The organism is Stenotrophomonas maltophilia (assembly GCF_047497515.2).
Classification (GTDB): Bacteria; Pseudomonadota; Gammaproteobacteria; order Xanthomonadales; family Xanthomonadaceae; genus Stenotrophomonas.
The window spans coordinates 170,487-196,284 of record NZ_JAXAXL020000004.1 but is presented as its reverse complement, the minus strand read 5'-3'; the positions used below and the strand labels follow the sequence as shown (position 1 = coordinate 196,284).

At 66.0% G+C, this 25,798-nt stretch carries 17 protein-coding genes and 1 riboswitch; of the genes, 4 read left to right on the top strand and 13 right to left on the bottom strand.

Going from position 1 to position 25,798, the window contains the following annotated elements; translation table 11 throughout:
- Nucleotides 1-107: 107 nt before the first annotated feature.
- The 5 genes from ACMZPQ_RS09380 to ACMZPQ_RS09360 form a co-directional block, all read right to left on the bottom strand.
- Nucleotides 108-3,023, bottom strand: coding sequence for a TonB-dependent receptor (locus tag ACMZPQ_RS09380; protein WP_414486106.1), 2,916 nt, complete (start codon nt 3,021-3,023; stop codon nt 108-110).
- 236 nt (nt 3,024-3,259) lie between these two features.
- Nucleotides 3,260-4,192: a FecR family protein gene (locus tag ACMZPQ_RS09375; RefSeq protein ID WP_197584262.1), complete on the bottom strand. Its 933-nt coding sequence runs from the start codon at nt 4,190-4,192 to the stop codon at nt 3,260-3,262.
- 104 nt (nt 4,193-4,296) lie between these two features.
- Nucleotides 4,297-4,797 (bottom strand): RNA polymerase sigma factor, encoded by a 501-nt coding sequence (locus ACMZPQ_RS09370; RefSeq protein ID WP_197584259.1) that lies wholly within the window; start codon nt 4,795-4,797, stop codon nt 4,297-4,299.
- A gap of 85 nt (nt 4,798-4,882) precedes the next feature.
- Entirely contained in the window at nt 4,883-5,359 is a 477-nt protein-coding gene (locus ACMZPQ_RS09365) for a hypothetical protein (RefSeq protein WP_197584257.1), read from the bottom strand.
- Nucleotides 5,359-5,850, bottom strand: a complete 492-nt coding sequence (locus ACMZPQ_RS09360; protein ID WP_197584255.1) for a hypothetical protein — start codon at nt 5,848-5,850, stop codon at nt 5,359-5,361. Before ACMZPQ_RS09360 ends, ACMZPQ_RS09365 begins: the two co-directional genes overlap by 1 nt.
- Before the next feature lie 185 nt (nt 5,851-6,035).
- Between ACMZPQ_RS09360 and ppa the strand changes: the two genes are divergently transcribed.
- A complete protein-coding gene (gene ppa / locus ACMZPQ_RS09355) occupies nt 6,036-6,572 on the top strand; it encodes an inorganic diphosphatase (protein ID WP_005410935.1) in 537 nt (178 codons plus the stop codon).
- A 151-nt stretch (nt 6,573-6,723) separates the two neighbouring features.
- Nucleotides 6,724-7,845, top strand: a complete 1,122-nt coding sequence (locus ACMZPQ_RS09350; RefSeq protein WP_197584252.1) for an HDOD domain-containing protein — start codon at nt 6,724-6,726, stop codon at nt 7,843-7,845.
- A 62-nt stretch (nt 7,846-7,907) separates the two neighbouring features.
- Here ACMZPQ_RS09350 and ACMZPQ_RS09345 read toward each other — a convergent pair whose 3' ends face one another.
- The 6 genes from ACMZPQ_RS09345 to thiC all read right to left on the bottom strand — a co-directional run bounded on the left by ACMZPQ_RS09345 (nt 7,908) and on the right by thiC (nt 17,531).
- Entirely contained in the window at nt 7,908-8,117 is a 210-nt protein-coding gene (locus ACMZPQ_RS09345) for a hypothetical protein (protein WP_197584250.1), read from the bottom strand.
- A 189-nt stretch (nt 8,118-8,306) separates the two neighbouring features.
- A complete protein-coding gene (locus tag ACMZPQ_RS09340) occupies nt 8,307-11,264 on the bottom strand; it encodes a TonB-dependent receptor domain-containing protein (protein WP_197584075.1) in 2,958 nt (985 codons plus the stop codon).
- Between the two features lie 49 nt (nt 11,265-11,313).
- Complete coding sequence (locus ACMZPQ_RS09335; protein ID WP_197584073.1) at nt 11,314-12,213, bottom strand: helix-turn-helix transcriptional regulator; 900 nt, start codon at nt 12,211-12,213, stop codon at nt 11,314-11,316.
- Between the two features lie 114 nt (nt 12,214-12,327).
- Nucleotides 12,328-14,652 carry a winged helix-turn-helix domain-containing protein gene (locus ACMZPQ_RS09330; RefSeq protein WP_197584071.1) on the bottom strand — a complete coding sequence of 775 codons (2,325 nt, stop codon included), beginning with the start codon at nt 14,650-14,652 and terminating at the stop codon, nt 12,328-12,330.
- A 269-nt stretch (nt 14,653-14,921) separates the two neighbouring features.
- The gene (locus ACMZPQ_RS09325) at nt 14,922-15,593 is read right to left on the bottom strand and encodes an ion channel (RefSeq protein WP_197584069.1); all 672 of its coding nucleotides are present in this window, start codon (nt 15,591-15,593) and stop codon (nt 14,922-14,924) included.
- 93 nt (nt 15,594-15,686) lie between these two features.
- A complete protein-coding gene (gene thiC / locus ACMZPQ_RS09320; RefSeq protein ID WP_197584327.1) occupies nt 15,687-17,531 on the bottom strand; it encodes a phosphomethylpyrimidine synthase ThiC in 1,845 nt (614 codons plus the stop codon).
- An 82-nt stretch (nt 17,532-17,613) separates the two neighbouring features.
- Nucleotides 17,614-17,715, bottom strand: a riboswitch (TPP riboswitch).
- 246 nt (nt 17,716-17,961) lie between these two features.
- Here thiC and ACMZPQ_RS09315 point away from each other — a divergent pair.
- Both ACMZPQ_RS09315 and ACMZPQ_RS09310 read left to right on the top strand, forming a co-directional pair.
- Nucleotides 17,962-19,539 (top strand): BCCT family transporter, encoded by a 1,578-nt coding sequence (locus ACMZPQ_RS09315; protein WP_197584325.1) that lies wholly within the window; start codon nt 17,962-17,964, stop codon nt 19,537-19,539.
- Between the two features lie 658 nt (nt 19,540-20,197).
- A complete protein-coding gene (locus tag ACMZPQ_RS09310; protein WP_495495829.1) occupies nt 20,198-21,112 on the top strand; it encodes an IS110 family RNA-guided transposase in 915 nt (304 codons plus the stop codon).
- A gap of 229 nt (nt 21,113-21,341) precedes the next feature.
- Here the strand turns inward: ACMZPQ_RS09310 and ybaL are convergent, their stop codons facing one another.
- Together ybaL and ACMZPQ_RS09300 are read right to left on the bottom strand one after the other, a co-directional pair.
- Nucleotides 21,342-23,039, bottom strand: a complete 1,698-nt coding sequence (gene ybaL, locus ACMZPQ_RS09305; protein ID WP_197584123.1) for a YbaL family putative K(+) efflux transporter — start codon at nt 23,037-23,039, stop codon at nt 21,342-21,344.
- 139 nt (nt 23,040-23,178) lie between these two features.
- On the bottom strand, nt 23,179-25,566 hold the full coding sequence (locus tag ACMZPQ_RS09300) for a TonB-dependent receptor domain-containing protein (protein ID WP_197584125.1): 2,388 nt from the start codon (nt 25,564-25,566) through the stop codon (nt 23,179-23,181).
- Nucleotides 25,567-25,798 lie beyond the last annotated feature (232 nt).

Genomic DNA, 25,798 nt, shown 5'->3' with positions numbered 1-25,798 from the left:
TGGGCAGCGCCGGCCTGGGCCGGGCGCTGCCCGTTACAGCACCCGTTACAGCGCAGGAGCGGTGCGGACCAGGGTCCGCACCCACCGAAGGCGCACTGCGCTGGCGATCAGTACTTCCAGGTCAACGCCAGGCGCGCGGTGCGGCCCGGTGCCGGCATCACGCCCAGGGCAAGCGGGTCCAGGTAGTAGCGATCGGTCAGGTTGTCCACGCCCGCCTCCACCGACAGCTGGTCGTTGAAGCTCCAGCTGGCGAACAGATCGACCAGCGTGTTCGGCCGGTACAGCTGCTGGATCGCCGACAGGCCGACGTTCCACTCCTTGTCCAGCTTGCTGATCGGGCCGGCGTTGTGCACCACGCGGGTGCCGAAGGTCAGGCGCTCGGCGAACAGGCGCGAACCCAGGGTCAGGTTGACCATGTAGCGCGGCGGATTCTGCGTGTTGGTGTACGAGCCCTCGAAGCCGCCGTCCACGCAGTCCGGCGTGCCGGCCAGCTCCGCGTTCTTGCGCTGCACGCCATAGGCGCGGCGCTCGGCGGCGATATCCGGCGCACAGGTCTTGGCCTTGAAGTAGTAGTGCGCGGACAGATCGGCGAACAGCTTGCCGCTGTCATAGCTGGACTGGAACTCCATGCCCGACACCTTGAAGCGGTCGACGTTGCGGATCAGGCCGGCCGACAGCGTGCGGTAGTCGCGGGTGATCAGGTCGTCGATGCGGGTATCGAAGTAGGCCAGCTTCAGCGCCAGGCGGTCGCCGGCGGTGAACAGGTCGTAGCGGATGGTGCTGGCACCGATTTCCCAGCTGCGCGCACGTTCCGGCTTCAGTTCACCCACCGGCTTGGCGGCGGTGAACAGGCCCAGCGTGGTCTCGAACAGGCTCGGCAGCTTGGTGCCTTCGGCGTACTTCACGTAGACCATGGTGTCTTCGCTGAAGCGGTAGGCCACGCTGGCAGTCGGTGAGAACGCGCTGTCGCGGCGGCGGATCGGCTGCGACCAGCTCCAGCTGACCGGCACTTCCAGGTCCTGCGCTTTGCCGGCGTCGTAGAAGTTCCAGCCACCGATGTCGGCTACCGTGCCCTTCTTGTACGGCGAGGCCAGCAGCGATTCCTGGGTGAAGTTGCCGTTGGCATCCGGGTACCAGTTCAGCAGCGCGATGCGCTTGGCCCGCCACGACGGCAGCGCCGGGTTGCCGTTGAGCAGCTCGGTGTAGCGGTACTGGCCCTGCACCTCGTAGGCGTCGGGCGTGGCCAGGCGGTTGCGGTCATGCACATCCACGCGGTTCCAGCGGCCACCGGCCAGCAGCTCCCAATGCTCATCGGGCTGCCACTTCAGCGATGCCACGGCGCTGTATTCCTTGCGCTCGGCATTGCGCAGGAAGCGGTTGTTGACCAGATCGTCGTGCATGACCGGCCCGGAGCTGCCCGGCGCGATGTCTTCATCGCTGTAGGACAGGCCGTAGTCGAGCGTGAACGCACCCGCGTGGGTATCGAACGTCGAGGTGTTGCTGGCGTCCAGGCCGAAGCGCTTCTGCCGCAGCGGATTGCGGTAGGCATCCTTGTAGCCGGGGTCGCCACTGAAGCTGGGCGCGTCATACCACTCGGTACGGCGGTCGAAATACCACGGCGTGATGCCGGTCAGGCTGTTGTACATCACGCTGTCGGTATCGGTGTACGTGGCATTGACGCGCAGGTCGACCAGATCGCTGTCCGGGTTGAAGCGGTAGCGCAGGGTGTAGCTGTCCATGTCGACGTGGCCCGGATCCCACTGCGGGATGCGGTCACGATCAACGCGGATGATCTGCGAGGCCATGATCTCGCCGGCGGTGCCTTCGTAACGGCGGTAGCCCGCCTCAAGCGTCTGCGCGTCGTCGATGCGCCAGGTGCCCTTGAGCAGCGCCGACTTCGAGCGCGACGACGTGTTGAACACTTCGGTGCGCGGCGGGTTCAGCGGTGCCAGCGTGCGCCGGGTCTGCGGGAAGTCATCGTAGCCATGCTTGCCCGAGAAGTAGTTGCCCGTATCGCGGTACGCGTAGGCGGCCACCAGGTCGAAGCGGTCCCAATGACCGGCGGCGGCGACGTTGAAGAACTGGTTGCCGGTGGCGCTGCGGTCGGTGCGCGGCACAGCGCTGTACGCCGGCAGGTTGTTGGCGCTGGCGTTGGCCAGGCCACCCCGCACGCGCACGCCGAAATCGCGGCCTTCGCGCAGCACGTCACCGATCTTCAGCGTTTCCATCTCGACCACCCCGCCGATGCCGCCAGAGGCGTTGGCCTGCAGGCTGGGGCCCTTGGTGATGGTCAGGCTGGAGATCAGGTCCGGGTCCAGGTAGGTGCGCTGCGACTGGCCTGCATAGCCGCGGTAGGTGTCGATGCTGGACTGGCCACCGTCGATGATCACCGGCACGCGACCCTGGCCCTGGATGCCGCGGATGTTGACGTCGAAGCCGTTGCCCACGCGTGGGTCACCGGCGGTGACGCCGGCCACGCCCTTGACGATGTCGCCGTTGGAGGTACCGCGGAAGCGCTCCAGGTGCGTGCGGTTGAGCGTGGTGGTGGAGCCGACGCTGCGATAGCTGTCGAGCAGGCGCGCCTCGTCGCTGGTCGCACCTGCATCGACACGGTCGCCGGCCACGCTCAGCGTGTCGGTGACAATCACGCCGTCCCCGGCCTGCGCCGTCGCCGCTTCCAGCGTGACTGCATCGGCGCTGACCCGGCGCACCGCCAGGCCACTGCCCTGCAACAGTTGCTGCAGGGCGGCGTTGGCCGACAGGCTGCCGTTGACCGCACGCGAGGTCACGCCCTGGGCCAGCGTGGCCGGATAGACGACCTGGATGCCGGACTGGCGCATGTAGCTGCGCAGTGCTTCGTCCAGCGGCTGCGCCGGAATGTCGAAGCGCTGCACGGCAACGTGTTCGCCGGAGGCGCTCTGCGCCAACACGGACGGCGCGGCGCTGGCCAGGCCTGCGGCCAGCAATGCAATGCACAGGCGGGACGGGCGCAGCGCGCGGCCCGGACGATGGGAGTCGAACATGGGGGGAACCTGTCAGGTAATCGGTGCCGCGGGCGCGGCGTCATCCGCAACACAGGCGGACACGGCGACGTACGTGGCGGCGGCGGGTACGTTCGCGGGGTAAGACGGGTGGACCGGCAGGAACCCCAAGAGGAATTTCCGATCACGTGAGCGCCGACCGTTGGCCCGCGGGTTGCAGCGGTGGGTGCCGACCGTTGGTCGGCACAAGGCGATGATCATCCACGCATGGCGTGGATCTACTGGACGATGGCAACACCGAAGGGAAGACGAGTGACCTTCAAACCGGCCGTCGCGGCCAGCGCATCCAGTGCCTGTTCCGGGCGATCGATGCGCAGGGCTGCACTTACTGCCGGCAGCCGCGAAAGATCACCGCGCACGAAGGTCGGCCCGGCACGGTAACGTCCCACCCAGTGCACGGCGTCGGCGACGCTGGCCTGCTCCAGCAGCAGTTCACCCTGGCGCCAGGCTCCGACGCTGTCGGCAGCGACATCGCCCAGGCGCGTCACACCGCTGTGCTCACCGTAGACCGCGCGCTGGCCCACCTGCAGGTAGGTCCAGCCACCGTCGGCCGGGCTGGCCACCCGTACCCTGCCCTGCCCCACCTGGGTTTCCACCTGGTCATCGCCGCGTGCGACCGTGAACGCGGTCGAGATGTCCTCGACCACGCCATTGCCCGCACGCACGCTGAAACGCCGCTCTGCATCAGGCGTGACGTCGAACCAGGCGCGTCCGCGCAGCAGCTCGACCTGGCGCGCATGCGCGTCGAAGCGCACGACGATCGCGCTGTCCGCATCCAGCACCGCGCGGCTGCCATCGGGCAGCTGCACGTTCTGCACCACGTGCGTGCTGCGGTGATCGGCCTGCAGGCGCAGCCAGGCTTCCGGCCAGGCCACCAGCATCGCCAGTGCCGCCGCCGCAGCCATCGCCCAGCGCAGTCGCAGCGGCCGACGCTGCTCCACCGGCGCGGCCTGCGGACGCGGCCCGATGCTGCGCCACAGCGCGCGCTCGTGTTCGAAGGCCCGGCGGTGCTCCGGCAGCGCCAGCCAGCGCTCGAACTCCTGCATCCGCACCTCACCGACATCACCCGACGCCAGCCACGTGATCCAGCCCCGGGCCTGTTCGGCCAGGGCATCGTCATTGGCGGCGGGCAGCATGTTCGGCGGGCTCATCGGCTGGCGGACAGGCGCATTCAAGCGCGGGCAGGGGAACTAGACCGCATCCACGGTCCAGTGATCAAGACGTTCCAGCGAGGGGCAGCCCCAAGATCGGTCGATCATCGACCGCTGCGCGCCCAGGCCAGGCGTTGCAGCGCAGCGCGTACATGGTTCTCGACGGTGGTGACCGACACGCCGAGCCGGCGCGCGATGTCGGCCTGGGTCAGGCCCTGCAGGCGGTTGAGCCGGAAGATGGTACGCGTCGGCTCCGGCAGGTGGCCTGCCGCATCCAGCACGCGCTGCAGTTCGTCCTGCGCCATGGCCTGCTCCTCGGTCGAGATCACCTCGTCCGGGCCCCACAGGTAGTGGTCGGCCAGCAGGCGGTTGCGGCGGGTCGATTCACGACCGTGGTCGGTGGCCAGGTTGGCCGCCAGCCGGTACAGATAGGCGCGCGGATTGTCGATGGACTGCGTGTCATCGACCCCTCGGGCCTTGAACCAGACCGCCTGGATCACGTCCTCGGCGCCGTTGTCGCTCCCCAGGATGCGTTGAACGCGGCGCAGCAGCGCCGACCGCTCGCGGATCAGCAGTTCGGTGAGGGTGGCGGCATTGGAAGACATGCGCGGAACCGGTATCACGGACAGGAAGGCGCCGCGCATGCTACTCCGTTAATGCGAATCAGTCACGTTTGCATCCTTCACAGGGTCACATGCACTCGGTCAGCCCCTCGTAGACGTGGGTCCGGGTGCCCGGCAACGTTGCATACAGGGCGTCGTAGCCGTTTCCGGTCTCCCATACGGCCAGCAGTTCCTCCAGGCGGGTGCCCTCTGCCAAGGGCAGTACGCAGGTGTAGGTGCCATGATCCGCGTCGATCCGGCCGATCGGGTGCACGCGGGTAGAGCTGCCTGCGAAGGTCCAGATGCAGCCGGCAACCACGCCGGTGGATTGTTGCACCGAGCAGCGCAGGCGCATCGCCCTGAGGTTGTAATACTCCCCTTCGCAGAAGGTATCGCCACACACGTCGTCAAAGCCGCGCACCAGGTGACGCTCGGCAGCCAGGAAACGCGCGTGCCCGGCACCCGGCGCGGGGTAGTCACGGGCATCCACGTAGAGCGGACCGGCCTGCACGGCCCCCGCCATCAACAGCCCGCAGGCCAGCCACGGTGCCGCGAACCCGCCCATCAGCCGACCCTCCGCGCATTCCGGATGCAGTCGGGCAGCACATCGAACAGGCCGTGATCGAGCCCCGGCAGGGGACCCACCAAGCCACCCGGTGCGTCCAGCGAAGCGTGGAAAGCGTCGACCGGTATGCCGGGGTGCAGCTCCACCGGGCAGGTCCAACGACCGTTGTCGACGCGTATCTCCCCGCTGTCGGCCTGTACCGTCAGCTCACTGGCGGCGATGACCCAGGCGCAGCGCTGCACCGTGCCGCGATGGGCCAGCACGGCACAACGGAACTCCATCACCCGGTAGTTGCTGTACCGGCCTTCGCACCAGGTATCGGCGCAGCGTGCGTCGAATTCCCCCGCCAGCGCCGCCTCCAGCCCGTAGGCGCGCTCCCAGTTGGCCTCAGGTCGCGGATAGTCGATCAGATCGACATGCAGGCCTCGGGCCGCCACTGGCAGGGACACCAGCAGCAGCGCGACGGCGGTGAATCGGGCGTACCAGGACATGAGCAGCACTCCTTGGAAATGGAGGTCCAGCCTGCCCCGCCCGCGTTTCGTTCCCCATCAGCCAACCCCCGGGCACAGCGTAGGACCGCCCCGCGTCGTGCCGTGGGGCGCCCTCCCCTGCACAGCGCCCGGCAAAGGCATAAAATGGTGGGCTATCCGTCTACACCCCCCACCTGGAGCACACCATGGGCCTGGAACTCGTCTCGCCCGGCAAGAACCCGCCGGAAGAAATCAACGTCATCATCGAGATCCCGAAGGACTCGGAGCCGGTGAAGTACGAAGTGGACAAGGAGACCGGCGCGATCTTCGTCGACCGCATCCTGTCCACCCCGATGCGCTACCCGTGCAACTACGGCTACGTGCCGAGCACCCTGTGCGGCGATGGCGACCCGGCCGACGTGCTGGTGGTGCTGCCGCTGCCGCTGGTGCCGGGCTCGGTCGTGCGCTGCCGTCCGGTCGGCGTGCTGAAGATGAGCGATGAGGCAGGCAGCGACGAGAAGATCCTGGCCGTGCCGGTCTCGAAGATCTTCAGCGGCTACGCCCACGTCGAAGACATCGCCCAGGTGTCCAGCCACTGGCTGGAGCGCATCGGCCACTTCTTCGAGCACTACAAGGACCTGGAAAAGGGCAAGTGGGTGAAGCTGGACGGTTGGGGTGGCGCGGCCGAGGCCAAGCAGATCCTGATCGAGGCGCACCAGCGCCACCTCGACAGCAAGGCCTGAGCCTGAACCGGATCGCTCCGGCATGCCCTGCCGGAGCGATGCGGGTCACGTTTCACGATGACGGCACATCACTCTTGCCGCCGTATTAGGTAAATTGCGTCACTTCACACGTCGTCGACATCCATCGTCGAGACAGCCAGGGGAATGTGTCGTGCGTATTCTGCTAGTTGGGGATGCAGCCAGCCTGCCGGTTGAGCTGACCGAATTCATTGCCGATCTTGGGGAAGACTGGCAGCCACTGACCGCCACCGATGGCCAGACCGCGATGACCGCGGTGGCCACGCAGGGCGTGGACGCGGTGATCGTCTGCCCGCAGCTGCCTGACCTCAATGCCACCACGCTGCTCGGCCAGATCCGGACCCTGCGTCCGGAAACCATCCGCATCGCGCTGGTCGATGCCCAGCATGGCAACCGGCCGCCGCCGGCACGCCTGATCGGTGTCGCCCACCGCTTCCTGCCGTTGCCATTGGCACCGGAAGTGCTGCTGGAAGCGCTGACCAGCCTGGAAGAGCTGCGCGAGGTGCTCGACAGCCCACGCCTGCGCGATGCCATCGGCCGCATCGAAAAACTGCCATCACCGCCGCACCTGTACCTGAGCCTGACCCAGGCGCTGGAGCACGATGACGACGCCGACAGCGCCGATGTGGCCAAGCTGGTCGCCGCCGATCCGGCCATTGCCGCCAAGGTGCTGCAGCTGTCGAACTCGGCATTCTTCAGCCAGGGCCGCACCATCGCCGACCTGCGCACCGCGGTGACCCGATTGGGCCTGGCCACGCTGCGCGACCTGGTGCTGGCCAGCGAAGTATTCTCGGCACCGACGCTGTCGACCGCCGAGCGCAATTCGCTGCAGCAGCGCGCCCTGCTCGCCTCGCGCCTGGCTGCACGCCTGCTGCCCGAATCCAGCGCCGAACTGGGCGCGACCGCCGCACTGCTGGCCGACATCGGCCTGCTGCTGCCCGGTGTGCGCAACGAACGTTCCGAGCCATCGCTGGCAGGAGACACGCGCCCCGGCCACGCCGAAGCCGGCGCCTATCTGCTGGGCCTGTGGGGCCTGCCGATGCCGATCATCGAAGCGGTGGCCTTCCATCTGCAGCCGCAGCGCGCCAACACCCGCAGCTTCTGGGTGACCGGTGCGGTGCACGTGGCGCTGGCGCTGGTCAATGGCGATCCGGTGGATGAGGACTACCTGCAGCGCGCGGGCGTGCTCAACAAGCTGCCGCAATGGCGCGAGCACGCCAACAGCCTGATGGGACTCACGCCCAGCGAAGCCTGAGCACTCGTTTCGCCGTAGTCGTCTGAGCAAAAGGCGCGCCCGCCGGGCGCGCCTTTTCTGCGTCAACGGGCGCCGCAGGCATCCTGCACACAGTGACGGTATTGCAGATCACACAAGACCTTCGACTTGCCGGCCGCCAGACATTCCTGGCGCAGTTCTTCGCAATAGACGCCCCCCGGGCAGGCACCCAGGTTCTGAGCGAACACCGCGCCAACCAGCGTTGCATAGATCAGTACGGCAGCTGATGCCTGGCGCAGCAGCGTGTTCTTCATACCCATCTCCTTTGCATGCGTCCGGTATTGGACCCCTGCAACTATGTTGATTGCGAGGGAAGGGCACAGTGATCCAGCTCACCGTCCGAACAGTTTCGGAATTCCCCTACAGAGGCTTTCCTCGCCCCAAAAAGAAAAGGGCGGGCCTTGCGGCCCGCCCTCCTCGTCTTGCCTTCAGGCTTCGATGGATCAGAAGCGCTGGTTGTACTGGATGAACAGGAAGCGATCGTAGTCCAGCATCGGGTCCAGCTTGACGGCGCTGGAGTTGGTCACCGCATAGGTGATCGGCGGGGTCTTGCCGAACACGTTGCGGGCACCGACGGTCACGCTGCCGTTCCACGGAGCCTGCCAGGTGGCCGAGATATCGTGATAGACGATCGCGCCCTTCTTGTTGGCACCCAGGCCGCCGTTCCAGCCACCGTTCTCGGTGTAGTAATCCGGCTGGTTGCACTCCAGGCCATTTTCCTGGTCGTAGCAGAAGTCGCGGAAGCCGCCGTAGTAACGCATGGTCCAGGTGGCCGACAGGTCGCCCTTGGTCCAGGTGGTGGCCAGGCTGCCGCGGACACGCGGGTAGTTCCAGTAGCCTGCGTAGTCATCCCATGCAGAGCCCTTGGTGGCCTGCTGGCGATAGCTGCTCAGGTAGTTGGTGTCCAGGTTGAACGCCAGGGTACCGAAGCTGTATTCCGGCAGGCGGTAGCGGACGCCGAAGTTGTAGCCTTCGGTTTCCAGCGAGCCCAGGTTCGCGTTGCCGCGGCTCAGGCTGTTGACCTGACCGGTGACCGCATCACGACCGTACTGGCCACAGAACTGATCCACGCCATTCTGGTAGCACTGGTTCAGCACGTAGTTGGCATCGACGGCAGTGATCACGTTGTCGACGGTGATCTTGTACCAGTCCAGCGAAACGTTCAGGCCGCTGACGAAGCTCGGGCTCCAGACCAGGCCCGCGGTACGGGTCTTGCTGGTTTCCGGCTGCAGGCTGTCGTTGCCGACGCCCGACTGGAACGGCGCATTGCCCTGGGTATCACGCGCAGCGACCGGACGGCCGGCGGCGTCGGTCTGGCGGAAGCCAGGCGACAGGCCTTCAGCACCGCAACGGGCGGCAACAGCCGGGTTGCTGCGCTGGCCGAACACGGCATCACACGGATCGGTGAAGTCGTCGAAGGTCTGCGAGCCGCCACCGAAGGTGTCGCTCAGGGTCGGAGCACGGAAGCCCTCACCGTAGGTGGCACGCACCAGCAGGTCGTCGATCGGCTTCCAGGTCACGCTGAACTTGCTGTTGATCGTGTTGCCGAACTTGTCGTAGTCCGAGTAGCGGCTGGCAACATCCAGCGACAGCTCCTTGGCACCCGGCAGGTCACGCAGCAGCGGCACCATCAGTTCCAGGTAGAACTCGTTGGTCTTGTACTTGCCTTCGGTCGGCTGGGCCGCCAGGTCGGTGGTGTAGCCTGCCGCCGACAGTGCGTCCGGATGATCGTAGCCCGACACTTCGCGGTGCTCGTAGCCGGCAGCGAAGGCGAACTCGCCTGCATTGCCCGGCATGTCGAACAACGAACCGGTGATGTTGGCGAAGTACTGCTTGCTCTTGCTCTGGCCGGTCGAGTTCAGCAGGGTGTTGATGTACTTCAGCGCGTCCGGGGTAGCGGCGCTGGCGCCGCCCAGCAGGTCGAAGGGCGTGCAACGGCCCGGGCCGATGCCCAGGTCGATCGGGTTGGCAGCGGTACCGCACTGCGCAACACCGTTGCCGTTGATGAACGACGGGCCCAGCGCGTTCTTCAGCGCCAGCAGGTTGATGTTGCCGGTGCTGGTCTGGGTGACGTCGTACTGGTTGTAGTTGATGCCCACATCCCAGTCGAACGGACGGTTGTTGAAGTCGAAGTTGCCTTCCAGGGCCGCGTCGAAGTGCAGCGACTTGACGTTGTTCTCGGTGACGCGCGGCAGTTCGAAGATACGACGGCCCCAGCCGGTGATATCAACGCCAGCGCCCGGGTTGGCCCAGTTACCCAGCGGGTTGTAGACGCTGTCCTTGCTGATCACGACCGGGTAGGTCGGCTGCGCGGTACCGGTCAGCGGGTAGCCGGCGATCTGGCGCTTGGAGTCACGCTCGGAGTACATCGCCGTCGACTTCAAACGCAGGTTGTCGTTGATGTCGTAGCTGGCCGAGGTGAACATCGACTTCTGCTCGCCGCCCTGGTTCAGCATCATCTGCTGGGAGGCGTTGTAGTAGTCGTCGGTGTTGATCGAATGGTAGTTGTTGAGGTTGTTGGACGGCTGGCCAACGCCGATCGGGGTATTCCACGAACCGGTGTGGTTGAGAGCCCAGGTCTTCGCGACCCAGTTGCCATCTTCATCATACTTGCCCGCACCCGGGGTGCCGGCGGCACGCGGATCGGTGAAGCGCCCCCACGGACCAGCCGGGCTCAGGCCATCCTTCGGGTGGCCCTGGCCATAGGTGTACTGGGTGATGGCACGGTCCTTGGCCCACACCGGATCTTCCTTGGTGTAGTTGGCGCCGAACACGATCGAGGAACGCTCGCCGGTGGCACCCAGGGTCAGGCTGTACTGGGTCTTGGAACCGTCGCCACGGCTGTTCTGGCCGTAGTAGGCGCTGGCTTCAGCACCATCGAAGTTCTTGCGCAGGATGATGTTGACCACGCCGGAGATGGCGTCGGAACCGTAGATCGCCGAGGCGCCGTCCTTCAGGACTTCAATGCGCTCGATCAGCGAGGTCGGGATGGTCGACATGTCGGTGAAGCCGGCCAGGCTGGTGCTCCAGCGCTTGCCGTTGACCAGCACCAGCGTGCGCTGCTCACCCAGGTTGTACAGGCTGACGTACTGGCCGCCCTGTTCCGGGTTGGACGCCAGCACGGCCGCCTTGCTGAAGGTCTGGGTGCCTGCCACGGACAGGTTCTGCAGCAGGTCGCCGACGCTGACCAGGCCCGAACGCTGAATGTCCTCATGGCTTACGGTGAGGACCGGCTGGGAGGTTTCCACATCCACCGAGCGGATGCGCGAACCGGTGACTTCCAGGCGATCAAGGGTGGTCGGGGCACTGGCTTCCTGAGCGGAAGCAAATGCCGGAGCCAGCGCCAGCGCAATGCCGGCGGGCAGCAGGCCCAGCCGCACGGCAGGGGTGCGAACGTTCATCAATCTCTCCAAGGTACGTGTTAGTAGCGTGTTAAAACGCTTCAGCACGTTACGATTGCGTTGCGACGCTGTATTTGCGCGACCCAACCGGAGACTTTGCAGAGTGTGGCGGGAGCAAGCCGCCGTTCTCCCTGAACCTCGAAGCCGACTGCCCGTAACGGGCGCGGAAGGCCCGTGCGAAGCTGCAGCAGTTGTCGAAACCGCTGGCGGCAGCGACCTCACCCACCATCATGTCGGTGTCACGCAGCAGATCGGCCGCGCGTTCGAGGCGCAAACGTGCCGAAAGCGACTGCGGACTCTCTTCGTACAGGCTCTGGAAGGTCTTGGAGAGGTACCAGCTGGAGAAGTTGGTCAGTTCGGCCAGTTCGCCGATCCGCACCACGCGGTGGCTGTTGCCTTCCAGGTAGAGGCGGGCGCGCTGCATGCGGCCAAAGACCTGGCGCTTGCGGCTGCGTGAACGGCCCGGGCAACGCTGTACGTTGTCGGCCAGATCGCGCTGCAGGCCCGCCAGATGCAGCAGCAGCGGGCGCAGGGCCTGCGCCGGCAGACCGCTGGCAAGCGCATCGCGCCACAGCCGCAGCGCCACGCGCGCATCGTTGCGGTTCATGCGGCCGCGGCCGGCATACAGGCCGCAATCGGCCATCTCGGTCAGCACCCGCAACGCCTCTGCATTCAGGCTGAGCCCGACGCACAGCCCGTTGCGACCGGCCTGGACCAGCGGGCGCGACTCCTTTTCGAAGGCGATCCACTCACCGTGGCGCAGACGGAAACGCCCCTCCTTGGCCTCCACCCAGGAATTGCCGCGCACCTGCAGCCAGACCGTGAAGCTGTTCCCTGCGGTCTGCAGGCTGCCCAACCGGGCCACACCCATGCAGGTCGGCGCAACGTCATCGAGCGCCTTGTCGAGGGAGACGGATTGGCCACGATCGGCCAGCGAGAGTTGACGCATGGAGCACCACGGGTTTGCCTGATACAGGTCTCCGTTTTGCCTAATCAGGCGTGAATCCGTCAGGAAAAACCGCCGAGATCGCCACGAATTCGCGGCGAGAACCGGACGAAGAAATTACGAAGGAATATTTTTCTTCAGGATCAACGACTTGAGGAAGGCCGGGAACAGGGCCGGGGTCGTCTTCGGCAACTGCATCACGCCGATGTCGGCGCCATCGCTCACCGCCAGGGCCACATACAGGTCGCGGCTGTCAGCGCTGGCACTGATGCCGTTGCCGGCGCTCAGGCGCTGCCGGTCCAGGCAACGTTCCGGTGATTCGGTGCCGGCCTGGATATGAACGAGCGTGGTGCCGCATGCGGTCGAAGTGCCGAGGTAGCCGATGCCACCGGTGCCGGCCACGGTCCAGGTGCGGTAGCGCCAGCGGCTGGGCAGATCTTCACTGACCTGCTGCACACTGGCCGGGGACAGCGCCGCGTCCACCGACCACAGTCCGCCCGAGGCCAGGCGGGTGAACAACACCCGGCCACTGCCGCGGTCGAAGCGCGCCTGCGACACCCCATCGATGCTGGCCAAGCGCCGCCAGGGGGCCACGCTGCGGTCAAACAGGCTCAGCCGGATGCGCTGTTCGGCGTCGCGTTCCACCACCAGCAGCTGCTCCGGGGTGGCGCCATACAACGCCTGCAGCGGTTGCTCGACCGGAACCGGCAGCGGCTGCAGCCGCTCGTCGCGCGGTGCGATCTCGTAGACCACCGTGCGCCCGTGCTCGTCACGCCCGACCACCAGCAACTGGCGGCTGTCGGCCGACCAGTCAGGCGCCTGCCGCCCTTCCGGGCGCAGGCCCTCGATCGGGCGCAGCGAATCCGGCCGCTGCATGTCGGCCCACCACAGGGCGAAACTGCCGGAACGATCCGAGGTGAAGACCAGCTGGCGTCCGTCGGGCGCCGCCATGGGCTGCCCGTCGCGCCCGCTGGAAGCGAACAGCCGCTCGGGGGCGCCCCCGGCCATCGGTATCTTGAACACGCCGAACTGCGCGCGGCGATGGACGAACGCCAAGACGTCGCCATGGCGTGACACCGCCGGCCATTGCGCATCATCGAGGCCGGCATCACGCAGCGTGCGCCGCTCGACGTCCAGGTAGTACAAGCGCACTTCGCTGTCGACGCGCCGGCCGAACACAATGCTGCGGCCATCCCCCAGCCAGGCCCAGCCGCGTTGTTCGGCGGACTCGTTGGTCAACTGCTCCGGTTCGCCACCGTCGGCCGGCATCCGCCACAGATCACCCATCTGTGGATTGCGCACGAACACCAGCCACTTGCCGTCCGGGGAGTAACGCGGCGCGTAATCAAAATCATCCGCATCGACCACATAGTCCAGCGCGCGCCACTGGCCGCTGCCAAGGTCGAGCACACGGATGCCGCGGTGGGCATAGCGGCCCACCATGCTGCCGAACACCAGGCCGCGGCCGTCCGGTGTCCAGTCGAAACTGAGCAGTTCGGTGCCGTCACATCGGGTCGCCTGCCGCACACCGCCGCCGGTGGCGCTGGCGATCAGCACCTGGCAACCGCCATCGGCGCTGAAGCGGGCGAAGGCGATCTCGCGCCCGTCCGGCGACCAGCTCGGGAAGCGGTCGCTGGCACCCTTCGGCGGCAATGCCAACTGCCGGGCCGGCGCATTGCCCGAGGTCTGCACCTTGATGGCGCCACCGCCGGCACCGTCCTCGTTGGCGCCTTCATAGGCGACCTGCGAGCCATCGGGAGAAAGTGTGGGGTACGTCTCAAAACCACTGGTCGCGGTGATCAGGCGATACGGCCGCTGCGGGCTGCCGATCACCCGCACGCCATTCTCCACGGCTGCATCCACCGCCGAACTCGGCTCGGGTGCGCGACGCAGCAGCAGCGTGGCCATTACCACCAGGGCCGCCAGCATGACCACACCCAGCACCCACAGCAGATGGCGGCGCACCTGGCGCCAGCCACGCCGGCGCGAAGGGGTCATCGGCAGGGGCGCCATCGGGATCGCGCTGGCACCGGCCAACGACGGCATCACCTCGGCCAGCGTCTCCGCTTCCAGCGGCGGCTCGAGCTCATCCAGCACCTGCACCGGTACCAGCAGCCGATAGCCACTCTTGGCGATGGTCTCGATGTAGGCCTGGCCGTTGTCGTCGTCGTTGGCAAACGCCTTGCGCAGCTGGGTAACGGCCTGCGTGAGCACGTCATTGGTGGGCAGCGTGTCGGGCCAGACCTCGGCGAACAGCTCTTCGCGGGTGACCACGCGGCCCGGCTGGCGCATCAGCACCCGCAGCACGCCCAGCGCCTTCGGCGTCAGGCGGCGAGGACGACGCGCACCCTCGACCTCGACCTCTCGCGAGGACAAGGTAATGACGCAGTCGCCGACCTGGATGCGGTCGGCCTCGATGGGCGTGACTTCGCTGCTGTTCATTTTCCGCTATACAGTAGGGACGGGACCTGGGCAGGGTTCACCAGCAATACCGTCCCTACCGTCCCTGGACAGGGCCATCGAAAAGCCAGATTCCGCACAAAGCATCGGCGCATACCGCAAAAACAATAACGCCTACGGATATTAGCCTAAGCCAGTTACCCCGCCTATGTCGGGGTCGACACTCAGGCTCTCTCTCGCCGACGCATTCACATAATCTGCATCACTATTCGCGCCCTCTTGGGCGCGAAATTTTTATCTGGCGTTCATTTTCACATGCGCCGAAGCATCGTCAACCCGACCAGTCGCGACACGACAAGGCCGATATACATGACGCCTGCGAACTGCTCCAGCATGACCAACGCCCGTGCCTGCGGGTGCAGCGGCACAACGTCGCTCAGTCCCACACCGGACAGCAAGCTGAAGCTCAGATAAAGCAACTCCATCCAACTGCGCTGCGGACCGCCACCCGTGCCGTGGAAACTGCCCGGATACCACTGCTGGCAGACCGAGAATGCGAAGGCGAACGCCCAGGCCAGCAGGGTGAAGGTCGCGCCGGCGGCGAACAGTTCGTCGCGGGTCACTTTGTGGTCCTGAAGCATGTAGGCGATCAACGCGCCGGCGGTGTAGAAGTACAGCAGGCTTTCCAGCACCTGCGCGGTGGTCACCCACGCGCTGCGGTCCAGCAGCGCGCCGGCCAGCGAGAACACCAGCGAGGGAATGGCCAGCAACAGCGCCAGCCAGGTACCCAACGGGCTGCGCTGCACTACCCACAGTGCCAGGCCGAGTACGGCCATGCCGAACATGCCCAGCGCCGCTCGGCCGCCGGCGGTGTCATCGAGCGCCGGGTACAGCAGCACCGCCAGCAGTTGTGCGCCGAGCAGCCAGGCCGAGGGATGGCGGCGGGCGATGGCCAGCCAACGCGTGGTCATGGCAACAGGCATGGTGTCCTTTCCCCGGGTCGATGGCCGGAGGATAGCCGGACCCGGCGTGATGAGCGGTCGTGCCGGCAGCTGGCCGGCACGACCCTTCGTGCATCACCCTTGGTGGTACACCTCGGCACCGGCGGCGCGGAATTCCTCCGACTTGGCCTTCATGCCGGCTTCGGCGTAGTCACGCACGTCCTGGGTGATCCGCATCGAACAGAAGTGCGGGCCGCACATCGAACAGAAGTGGGCCAGCTTGTGCGCATCCTTCGGCAAGGTCTCGTCGTGGAACTCCTTGGCCTTCTCCGGATCCAGGCCGAGGTGGAACTGATCCTCCCAGCGGAATTCGAAGCGCGCCTTGCTCAGTGCGTTGTCGCGCACCTGCGCGCCCGGATGCCCCTTGGCGAGGTCGGCCGCATGTGCGGCGATGCGGTAGGCCATGATGCCGTCGCGCACGTCCTGGCGGTTGGGCAGGCCCAGATGCTCCTTCGGCGTGACGTAGCAGAGCATCGCCGTGCCGAACCAGCCGATCATCGCCGCGCCGATCGCACTGGTGATGTGGTCGTAGCCGGGTGCGATGTCGGTGGTCAGCGGCCCCAGCGTATAGAACGGCGCTTCGCCGCACTCGCGCAGCTGCTTGTCCATGTTCTCCTTGATCAGCTGCATCGGCACGTGGCCGGGGCCTTCGATCATGGTCTGCACGTCGTGCTTCCAGGCAATCTTCGTGAGCTCGCCCAGCGTTTCCAGTTCGCCGAACTGCGCAGCATCGTTGGCATCGGCGATGCAGCCCGGGCGCAGGCCGTCGCCCAGCGAGAAGGTCACGTCGTAGGCCTTCATGATTTCGCAGATCTCTTCGAAATGCGTGTAGAGGAAGTTCTCCTTGTGATGCGCCAGGCACCACTTGGCCATGATCGAACCGCCACGGCTGACGATGCCGGTGACCCGCTTGGCGGTGAGCGGCACATAGCGCAGCAACACGCCCGCATGGATGGTGAAGTAGTCCACGCCCTGTTCGGCCTGCTCGATCAGCGTGTCGCGGAAAATCTCCCAGGTGAGTGCCTCGGCGCGACCGTCGACCTTCTCCAGCGCCTGGTAGATCGGCACGGTGCCGATCGCCACCGGCGAGTTGCGGATGATCCATTCGCGGGTTTCGTGGATGTGCTTGCCGGTGGACAGGTCCATCACCGTGTCACCGCCCCAGCGGATCGCCCACACCAGTTTCTCCACCTCCTCGGCGATACCGGAGGACACAGCGCTGTTGCCGATGTTGGCGTTGATCTTGGTGAGGAAGTTGCGGCCGATGATCATCGGCTCGCTTTCCGGATGGTTGATGTTGTTGGGCAGCACCGCACGACCGCGGGCGATCTCGTCGCGTACGAATTCCGGCGTGATGATCTTCTGGATCGACGCACCGAACGCCTCGCCGGGGTGCTGCAGCAGCAGGCCCGCATCGCGGATCGCCTCCAGCCGCTGGTTCTCGCGGATGGCGACGAACTCCATTTCCGGCGTGATGATGCCGCGGCGCGCGTAGTGCATCTGGGTGACGTTGGCACCGGCGCGTGCACGGCGCGGCAAGGTGCGCGCGGGAAAGCGCACTGCGTCGAGCTTCGGGTCGTGCTCGCGATCGCGACCAAACGACGAACTGAGGCCGTCGAGCTGTTCGGTGTCACCACGCTCTTCCACCCAGCCCCGACGCAGCGCTGGCAAGCCAGCGGACAGATCGATGCGCACCTCCGGATCGGTATACGGACCCGAGGTGTCGTAGACCGTGACCGGTGCATTCTCTTCGCCACCGAACAGCGTCGGCGTGCGGGTCAATGCGATCTCGCGCATCGGTACCTGCAGGTCCGGGCGCGAGCCGGGCACGTGGATCTTGCGCGAGCCGGGAATGGGCCGGGTCACGGATTCGGAGAGTTGCTGGGCCTGTTGCTGCAGGGCGGAGAGCTGTGCGTTCATCGGGCATCGTCCAGGAAGGTCAGGGACGAAGCGGCGGCGCACTGCCGCCGCGCACGGACGGTCCTTGGGCGGAGTCCGGGCATGGCAGCACTGCAAAGCTTCCCTACGCCGGTATGAGCCGGATCAGGTTCCAAGGGACTATCTCAACCGTGGCCGTATGGCCGCGGTACCCCCGCTTCTTGCTGCGCATTAGAGCATAGAAAGCACTGCAGCTCATGGCCGTTGCAGCCGCACGTCGCGTGGATCCGTTGTTTCTGTATTAACAGAACCGTGACATCGCGTTCAGTAACGTGCACGTCCGTCGCATTCCAGCGACCGATGCTTCCTTCGCCGCCGACGCGGCCCCTGCCCGGCTCGCACTGCACGCCGCCGGCCCCTCGCTGCAAGCTCTGCTCGCTCCCCTCAATCCCTTGATCGGAGAAGCTCCTTCATGGTGTTTCGCATTTCCATCGCACTGGTACTCGTCCTGGTGCTGCTGGCTGGTTTCGCGCCCGGCCCGTTCAATACCGTCGTCCAGTCGGTACTCGCCGATGTCATCCGCAGTGTCGGCTGGCTCTATCTCCTGGTCGTGTTCCTGGCGCTGACCTTCCTGATGTACCTGGCCTTCGGTCGCTTCGGCAACCTGCGTATCGGCGGTGAAGATGCCGAACCGGAGTTCTCGCGCGCCAGCTGGATGTCGATGCTGTTCGCCGCGGGCATGGGCATCGGCCTGGTGTTCTGGGGCGCCGCCGAGCCGATTTCCCACTTCACCAAGCCTCCGGAAGGACTGGCACCGCAGAGCATGGACGCGGCGCGGGCTTCGATGCGCTACGCGTTCTTCCATTGGGGCCTGCATCCCTGGGCGATCTACGCATTGATCGGCCTGGCGATGGCCTGGTTCCAGTTCAACCGCAATGGCCGCGGACTGGTCAGCGACATGCTGCAGCCGATCATCGGCCGCCACCATCGCGGCTGGATCGGACGCGTGGTCAACATTGCAGCGGTCGTTGCCACCGCGATTGGCGTGGCCACCACGCTGGGGTTCGGCACCATCCAGATCGCTGCCGGCATGGAGCGCGTGTTCGGCCTGCATGCGGGCGTGCCCCTGCAACTGACCATCATCGCCATCGCGTTCGTGCTGTACATGGCGTCCACCGCCAGCGGCGTGGAGCGCGGGGTGAAGTGGCTGTCCAACTTCAATCTTGCGCTGGCCGCGCTGCTGGCGGCCACGGTACTGGTGCTGGGCCCGACCGGATTCATCTTCGATACGTTCACCACCACGCTGGGGTCGTACCTCAACCAGTTGGTGACCATGAGCCTGCGCATGTCGCCGTTCTCGGGCAGCACGTGGGTGGCGGACTGGACCATCTTCTACTGGGCGTGGTGGATTTCCTGGGCCCCGTTCGTTGGCTCGTTCATCGCGCGCATCTCGCGCGGACGCAGCGTCCGCGAGTTCGTCATCGGCGTCGTACTGGCACCGACGGTGCTGGGCTTCTTCTGGTTCGCCGTGTTTGGCGGCACTGCGCTGTGGGCGCAGATCTTCGGCCACGCCGATCTGGTGCAGGCGCTGGGCAACGGCTATGAAACGGTGCTGTTCACCCTGTTTGACAGCATGCCGCTGCCCTTGCTGCTGTCCTGCATTGCACTGGTGCTGCTGATGATCTTCTTCGTGACATCGGCCGATTCGGCGGTGCTGGTGCTGGCCAGCATGTCCACTGACGAAGCAGGCGATCCGCCGTTGAAGCGCAAGCTGGCCTGGGGCATTGCGGTGGCATTGATCGCAGCGGCACTGCTGCTGGCGGGCGGCCTGGATGCGCTGCAGGGCATGATCACGATCGCAGCGTTGCCATTCGCGCTGCTGATGGTGCTGGTGATGGTGTCGCTGTACCGGGTGCTGGACCAGGAGTACACGCGCGAGCGGCGGCAGGCACAGCGCCAGCGTCACATGATCGATGCGTGGATCGCGCGCGAGATGGCGGCGCAGGAAGAGACGCAGGCGGAGGCGGCACGCGCGCAGGATCGGGATTGAGGGTTGTTTTGCAGCCTGCTGCTGCACTGCTTTTTTCAGGCAACGGCAACAGCAACAGCAACTTCAAAAGCGGCTCTGGATTTCTGCTGGCTTGGCGGGGAGGGGCCAGATCGCGGGACACGCCGCAAGCACGTCCCTGTAGGCTCGGCCACGGCATCCATGCCGTGGACGGTCCCGCGATCTGGCCCCTCCCCGCCTCCGACAATTTCCCGGTGACGGTTGGTTTTCCACGCCATGCGTGGATGAGGTGTATCGGAAAACAAGAAGGGGTCGGATCCGTTTTCCTATGGAAAATGGATCCGACCCCAACCCACAGCACGCGGCTGTTGCCGTTGCCTTTGCTCTTGCTCTTCTTTTTTCTTTTCCTGCGGTGGCGGCCACGGAAACTGTCAGAGGCCGGGCGGATGGGCTGGGCGGGGGTGTCAGCCGCATGGATGCGGCTGCCAAGCCTTATCTGATCGGAATCTGGCAGCGTAGGTGCCGAGAGCCGGCGTGGGCCGCCGTGTAAGCCTGGATCTCGACGATCGCCATGGAGCTTGGCGCCCACGCCGGAATCTCCCTTGATCCGCCCGAACAGTTGCTGGAGCTGACACTCGCAGTGATAAGACTGGGCAAGCGGGGGAGCTCTCGACCCTTCCAGACTATACGGAGTCCGGTGATGAACGGGATCGGGATTGATGTCAGCAAGCGCCAACTGGATGTCGGCACGACGGACGGAGAGATCCTGCAGGTCAGCAATAGCGCTTCAGGTTTTGCTGAATTGGATCTCTGGTTGAGGAAACATCCGGCGAGCCAGATCGTGCTGGAGGCCACCGGCGGCTACGAACAGTCAGTACTGAACTTCCTGCACAACGCCGGTCATCCGGTGGTCCGTGCCAACGCGCTGCGGGCCCGCCGGCTGGCCCAGGGAATGGGCCAGCTGGCCAAGACCGACCGTCTGGATGCCTATGCATTGGCGCAGATGGCGGCCTTGGTGAAACTGCCTTCCTATCAGCCACTGGAGCCCTGGCAGCAGAAAATGCGGGAATTCGTACGGGCACGTCGACAGGCGATGGACGCCCTGACCGTAGCGCGCCAACAGCAGGAGATGGTGACCGATCGTGAGTTGCGCCGACTGCTGCAAGCCAACATCAGCCGCCTGCAGAGGATGGTTGGGCGCTTGGGAAAGCAGATTGCCGAGCAGGTTGCCCAGCAACCCCAGCTGGCGGTGCTGAAGTCGATGAAGGGCGTGGGGCCGGGGTTGCAGGCAGTACTGGCCAGCTATCTTCCCGAGCTGGGCAAGATCAGCGGCAAGGCCATCGCCAGTCTGGTCGGTGTAGCCCCCATGTCCCACGACAGCGGAACCATGCGCGGCAAGCGACGCATCCATGGCGGCAGGGCCGAGATCCGCCAGGTGCTTTACATGGCCAGCATGTCAGCCATGCGGCATGAACCTCGATTGCGCGACTTTTACCAATCGCTGCGAGCCCGCGGCAAGGAAGGCAAAGTGGCCATCGTGGCGGTGATGCGGAAGATGCTGGTGATTCTCAACGCCCGCGTGCGTGACGCTCAAGGCGGATCGATCCCCGCCTGAAGCCAGCGCCGTGCGCGCTGCAAGAGGCTGCCGGCCAGCGGCCGGCACTACCGTGCGTGGCTGCCGGAGGAGCCGAGACTCTGCCTCAACACAGTTGCTACAGGGACGTATTTACGGCGTCCCCCGCAATCGGACCCACCCCGCCATCCCACGGAATGCCAGCTTCTGCTTTTGTCGTTGACGTTGCTTCGGCAGGTGCAGGGCTGCAAGCCCTGCACACGCACACCCCTCACACCACCGGAATGCTGTGCTGCCCCAGGTTCCGGTACGGCGGCGTCGACATGATCATCTCTGCCAGCGAATAGGCCAGTTCGCGCTCGGCCATCACCGTGCCATCGGCACCGTGTTCCAGCAGATGCTTCACTTCCGCATCGCTGTGCGCACGCGCCAGCAGGGTCAGGTCCGGATTGATCGCGCGCAGCTTGGCCAACGCCTCACCGGCTTCCAGCGGCTGCGGAATCGCCAGCACCGCGATCTTCGCGCGCTCCGGGTGGGCCTCGGCCAGCACCCGGTCGGCGGCGGCGCTGCCGCGGATTGCCGCGATGCCCTTGGCGTGGGCCTGCTCGACGTGCTCCTTGTTGTCATCGATGACCAACACCGGCACGCCACGGTCGCGCAGCACCTGCGCCAGTTCGCTGCCTACCCGGCCGTAGCCGATCACGATGGCGTGGCCCTGCAGATCGCGCGACGGGCCAGTGGCTTCTTCCGGCTCCGGCGGCTGTGGCAGCTGCTCCTGCTTGGCCTGCCAGCGATCCAGCAGGCCGAACACCAGCGGGTTGAGCATGATCGAGACCAGCGCACCGGCCAGCACCAGCGACTGGCCTTCTTTCGGCAGGATCTGCAGGGCCACGCCGAGGCCGGCGATGATGAAGGCGAATTCGCCGATCTGCGCCAGGCTGGCCGAGATGGTCAGCGCGGTGCTGGTCGGGTGGCCGAACGCGCGCACGATGAAGAATGCCGCCGCCGACTTGCCGAACATGATGATCAGCACCGTGGCCAGTACCTGCCATGGGTGCTGCACGAGGATGTTCGGGTCGAACAGCATGCCGACCGAGACGAAGAACAGCACGGCGAACGCGTCGCGCAACGGCAGCGAATCGTGCGCGGCCTTGTGGCTCAGTTCGGATTCGTTGAGCAGCATGCCGGCAAAGAACGCGCCCAATGCAAAGGACACACCGAACAGCATCGCCGAGCCGAACGCCACGCCCAGCGCGATCGCCAGCACCGACAGGGTGAACAGTTCGCGCGAACCGGTGCCGGCAATGCGCTCCAGGATCCACGGAATGACCCGGCGCCCGACCACCAGCATCACCGCCACGAACAGCCCCAGCTGCACGAAGGTCCAGCCGATATCGGCCAGCACGCTGCCCAGCGAGTGCGATTCCTTGGCCGCGTCGGGGCCGAACACGCCGGCCATCACCGGCATCATCACCAGTGCCAGCACACAGGCCAGGTCTTCCACGATCAGCCAGCCGACCGCGATCTTGCCGCGCATGGTTTCCAGCAGGCGGCGTTCCTCCATGGCCCGAAGCAGCACCACGGTACTGGCGGTGGCCAGCGAGAAACCGAAGATGACGCCATGGATGGCGGGCCAGCCCATCAGCGAGGCCACGCCCCAGCCGAGCAGGGTCGCCACGGCGATCTGGCCGATGGCACCGGGAATGGCGATCGCCTTGACCGCCATCAGGTCCTTCAGCGAGAAGTGCAGGCCGACGCCGAACATCAGCAGCATCACGCCCAGTTCGGCCAGCTGGTTGGCCAGCGCCTGGTCGGCGACGAAGCCGGGGGTGAATGGACCTACACAGATGCCAGCAACCAGATAACCGACCAGTGGAGACAAGCGGAGCTTGTTGGCCAGCGCGCCGAAGATGAAGGCGAGCCCCAGGCCAACAGCCACGATGTTGATCAGGTCGGTGTCATGGTGCATCGGCTCTCGCAGAAATCGGGGGGTGCCCCGATTTTCACCTAATGAGCCAAATGCGGCAAACCCTGGGGTCAGATCCCTTCCCGCAGGGAAGGGATCTGACCCCACCAGGGGGTTGCCGGCCAGCGGCCGGCGCTACCGCTTACCAGGTGTACTTGATCCGGCCGTACACATACGCGCCGTTGAAGCCGAACGGCGAGTAGTTGCTGTACGGCAGCATGCCCCAGGTCGAGTTCTGCAGGTCGGTGGTGCGGTCGGGGTACTCGTCCAGCAGGTTGTCGGCGCCGACGGTCAGGGTCCAGTTGCTGCTCGGCTTGTAGCTGGCCGAGGCATCCAGCGTCCACGTGTCACCGTAGGTCTGGTCGCGCAGCGCGGTGGCCGAGTTGCGCACCGTGAACTTGCCGTAGCGGGTGGCCGCCAGCCCCAGTTCCCAGTGGTCCGAACGCCAGGTGCCGCTGAGGATCGCCTTGTCGCGCGGGTAGCTGTCTTCGATACGGCCGATCTCATCGCGGCCGATCAGCGCCTGGCTGATGCCCAGCGGACCGAACGCGGCCGGCGAGGCGGCGAATTTCTTCACCTTCGTGTCGTTGTAGCTGTAGGCCGCGGTCAGCTCCAGGCTGCTGGCGGCCAGCGGCACGGTGTAGCTGGACACCACGTCCACGCCGCGGGTACGCGTATCCAGGCCGTTGGTGAAGTAGGAGAACGCGGTGACCTGCGGCAGGCCCAGGCCGGTCAGCAGCGCTGCGGCGGCCGGGGTGGTGGTGATGTTGGAGGACAACGCGATGCGATCGTCGATCTCGATCTGGTACGCATCCACCGTCACATACAGACGGTCCACCGGCTGCAGCACCAGGCCCACGCTGTAGCTGGTGGAGGTCTCCGGCTTCAGCTTGGAGGCGCCCAGTGCCTGCGCGGCGGGGCTGGTGGTGGGGAAGGTGCCACGGTCGAAGAACACGCCGTTGATGATCGTACTGGTCACCGCCTGGTAGCCTTGCTGGGCCAGCGACGGTGCGCGGAAGCCGCTGGAGGCGGTGGCGCGCAGCGCGACCTTGTCGGTGAAGGCGTAGCGCGCCGACAGCTTGCCGGAGAACTTGTCGCCGAAGTCCGAGTAGTCCTCGTAGCGGCCGGTGATGCCGGCGGAGAACTTGTCGGTCAGGTCGGCTTCCAGCCCGGCGTAGACGGCGTAGTTGTGACGGTCGGCGTGCACTTCATTGTTCGGGGTGAAGCCGCCGAAGCCCTGCGCGCCGCTGCCGGTGTAGGCGTTCAGCTCGCCCGGCAGCTGTTCCCACTTTTCCTTGCGGTATTCACCGCCGAAGGAGAAGGTGACCGGGTAGGCCAGGCCCCAGTCCAGCGCCTTGGTGATGTCGGCGTTGACGATGTCCTGGGTGTACTTCAGCGTGCCGTCGTAGAACGAGCGCGGACTGGCGGTGCCCAGGCTGTAGTTGATGCTGTTGCGGGTGTGGAAATCGATGGTGTTCTCGCCATGGTTGGCGCTCACATCCCAGGTCCAGCCGCTGTCGGTGCTGCCCTTTACGCCGGCCACCAGCGAGCGGTCCTTGGAATACTGGTTGATCTCCGGCACGAAGCCATCGGGATAGGTCTGCGCCAGCAGCGCACCCTGGCCGCTGTGGTTGCGCGAGCGGTAGAACGCGAACGAGGTGATGTCGCGGTTGCTCAGCAGCGCGGTGGCATAGCCGGTGACGTGGTCGCTGAAGGCGAAGCTGGCATTGGCCGAGGCTGCGGTGGCGTCCACCTTCGGGTCGCCGACGATGAAGGTGGTCTGGCCGATGCTGGGGAAGTTGCCGGTATTCGGCGTGGTGCCCTGGTAGGGGCCTGCGCGGTTGCTTTCGTCCTGCTGGCTGATCTGGCCGGCCACGTGCAGCGTGCCACGGCCCTCGGCGAAGCTGATGCCGGTATCGCCGGAGAGCTGGTACTTCTTGCCGTCGCCTTCGCTGTACTGGCCGTAGTCCACGGCCAGGCTGCCGCCACTGCCGCTACCCTTGAGCACGATGTTGACCACGCCGGCGATGGCGTCCGAACCGTACTGCGCCGAGGCGCCGTCGCGCAGCACTTCCACGCGCTCGATGGCGGCGATCGGGATGGCGTTGATGTCCACCGCCGATGCACCACGGCCGATGCTGCCGTTGACGTTGATCAGCGCCGAGGTGTGGCGGCGCTTGCCGTTCACCAGCACCAGCACCTGGTCCGGCGACAGGCCGCGCAGCTGCGCCGGGCGGATGCCGCTGGTGCCGTCGGTCAGCGCCGGGCGCGGGAAGTTCAGCGAGGGCAGGGCGCGCGACAGCGCGGTGGCCAGTTCGGAGGTGCCGGTGGACTGCAGCGCCTCGGGGGTGATGATGTCGATCGGCGACTGCGACTGCGCCACGGTGCGGTCGGACACGCGGGTGCCGGTGACGATCACCGTGTCCAGGGTGTTGGCGGCGGTGCCGGCTTGCTGGGCAGCGGCGACGAACGGAGAGCCACCGAGTGCGACAGCGACGGCGGCGGCGATCAGGCGGGTCTTGCGGGTCATCGGGGTGGGGCTCCGGTTGGCGGGGGCGGCACCGGAATCGACATCACGGGGGTGAGGCGGACGGCGGTTGTTGCGGTGCGCAAGGCAGGAATTAACGGGATATTCAGTCCCTGTCAAATGTTCGTAACAGGAAAAAACGTTGCAGTGGCAACCATTTAGCAGCAGCGGGCGGCGACGGGGGAGAGGGGCCCGGGGGCTGCGCGGGGCCGACGAGGGAGAGAGTTGGCCTGCC

What these genes read in the sequence shown, in the direction of transcription:
- ACMZPQ_RS09380 (WP_414486106.1), bottom strand. Translation starts at nt 3,023, where the DNA reads ATGTTCGACTCCCATCGTCCGGGCCGCGCGCTGCGCCCGTCCCGCCTG.
- ACMZPQ_RS09375 (WP_197584262.1), bottom strand. Translation starts at nt 4,192, where the DNA reads ATGAGCCCGCCGAACATGCTGCCCGCCGCCAATGACGATGCCCTGGCC.
- ACMZPQ_RS09370 (WP_197584259.1), bottom strand. Translation starts at nt 4,797, where the DNA reads ATGTCTTCCAATGCCGCCACCCTCACCGAACTGCTGATCCGCGAGCGG.
- ACMZPQ_RS09365 (WP_197584257.1), bottom strand. Translation starts at nt 5,359, where the DNA reads ATGGGCGGGTTCGCGGCACCGTGGCTGGCCTGCGGGCTGTTGATGGCG.
- ACMZPQ_RS09360 (WP_197584255.1), bottom strand. Translation starts at nt 5,850, where the DNA reads ATGTCCTGGTACGCCCGATTCACCGCCGTCGCGCTGCTGCTGGTGTCC.
- ppa (WP_005410935.1), top strand. Translation starts at nt 6,036, where the DNA reads ATGGGCCTGGAACTCGTCTCGCCCGGCAAGAACCCGCCGGAAGAAATC.
- ACMZPQ_RS09345 (WP_197584250.1), bottom strand. Translation starts at nt 8,117, where the DNA reads ATGAAGAACACGCTGCTGCGCCAGGCATCAGCTGCCGTACTGATCTAT.
- ACMZPQ_RS09340 (WP_197584075.1), bottom strand. Translation starts at nt 11,264, where the DNA reads ATGAACGTTCGCACCCCTGCCGTGCGGCTGGGCCTGCTGCCCGCCGGC.
- ACMZPQ_RS09335 (WP_197584073.1), bottom strand. Translation starts at nt 12,213, where the DNA reads ATGCGTCAACTCTCGCTGGCCGATCGTGGCCAATCCGTCTCCCTCGAC.
- ACMZPQ_RS09330 (WP_197584071.1), bottom strand. Translation starts at nt 14,652, where the DNA reads ATGAACAGCAGCGAAGTCACGCCCATCGAGGCCGACCGCATCCAGGTC.
- ACMZPQ_RS09325 (WP_197584069.1), bottom strand. Translation starts at nt 15,593, where the DNA reads ATGCCTGTTGCCATGACCACGCGTTGGCTGGCCATCGCCCGCCGCCAT.
- thiC (WP_197584327.1), bottom strand. Translation starts at nt 17,531, where the DNA reads ATGAACGCACAGCTCTCCGCCCTGCAGCAACAGGCCCAGCAACTCTCC.
- ACMZPQ_RS09315 (WP_197584325.1), top strand. Translation starts at nt 17,962, where the DNA reads ATGGTGTTTCGCATTTCCATCGCACTGGTACTCGTCCTGGTGCTGCTG.
- ACMZPQ_RS09310 (WP_495495829.1), top strand. Translation starts at nt 20,198, where the DNA reads ATGAACGGGATCGGGATTGATGTCAGCAAGCGCCAACTGGATGTCGGC.
- ybaL (WP_197584123.1), bottom strand. Translation starts at nt 23,039, where the DNA reads ATGCACCATGACACCGACCTGATCAACATCGTGGCTGTTGGCCTGGGG.
- ACMZPQ_RS09300 (WP_197584125.1), bottom strand. Translation starts at nt 25,566, where the DNA reads ATGACCCGCAAGACCCGCCTGATCGCCGCCGCCGTCGCTGTCGCACTC.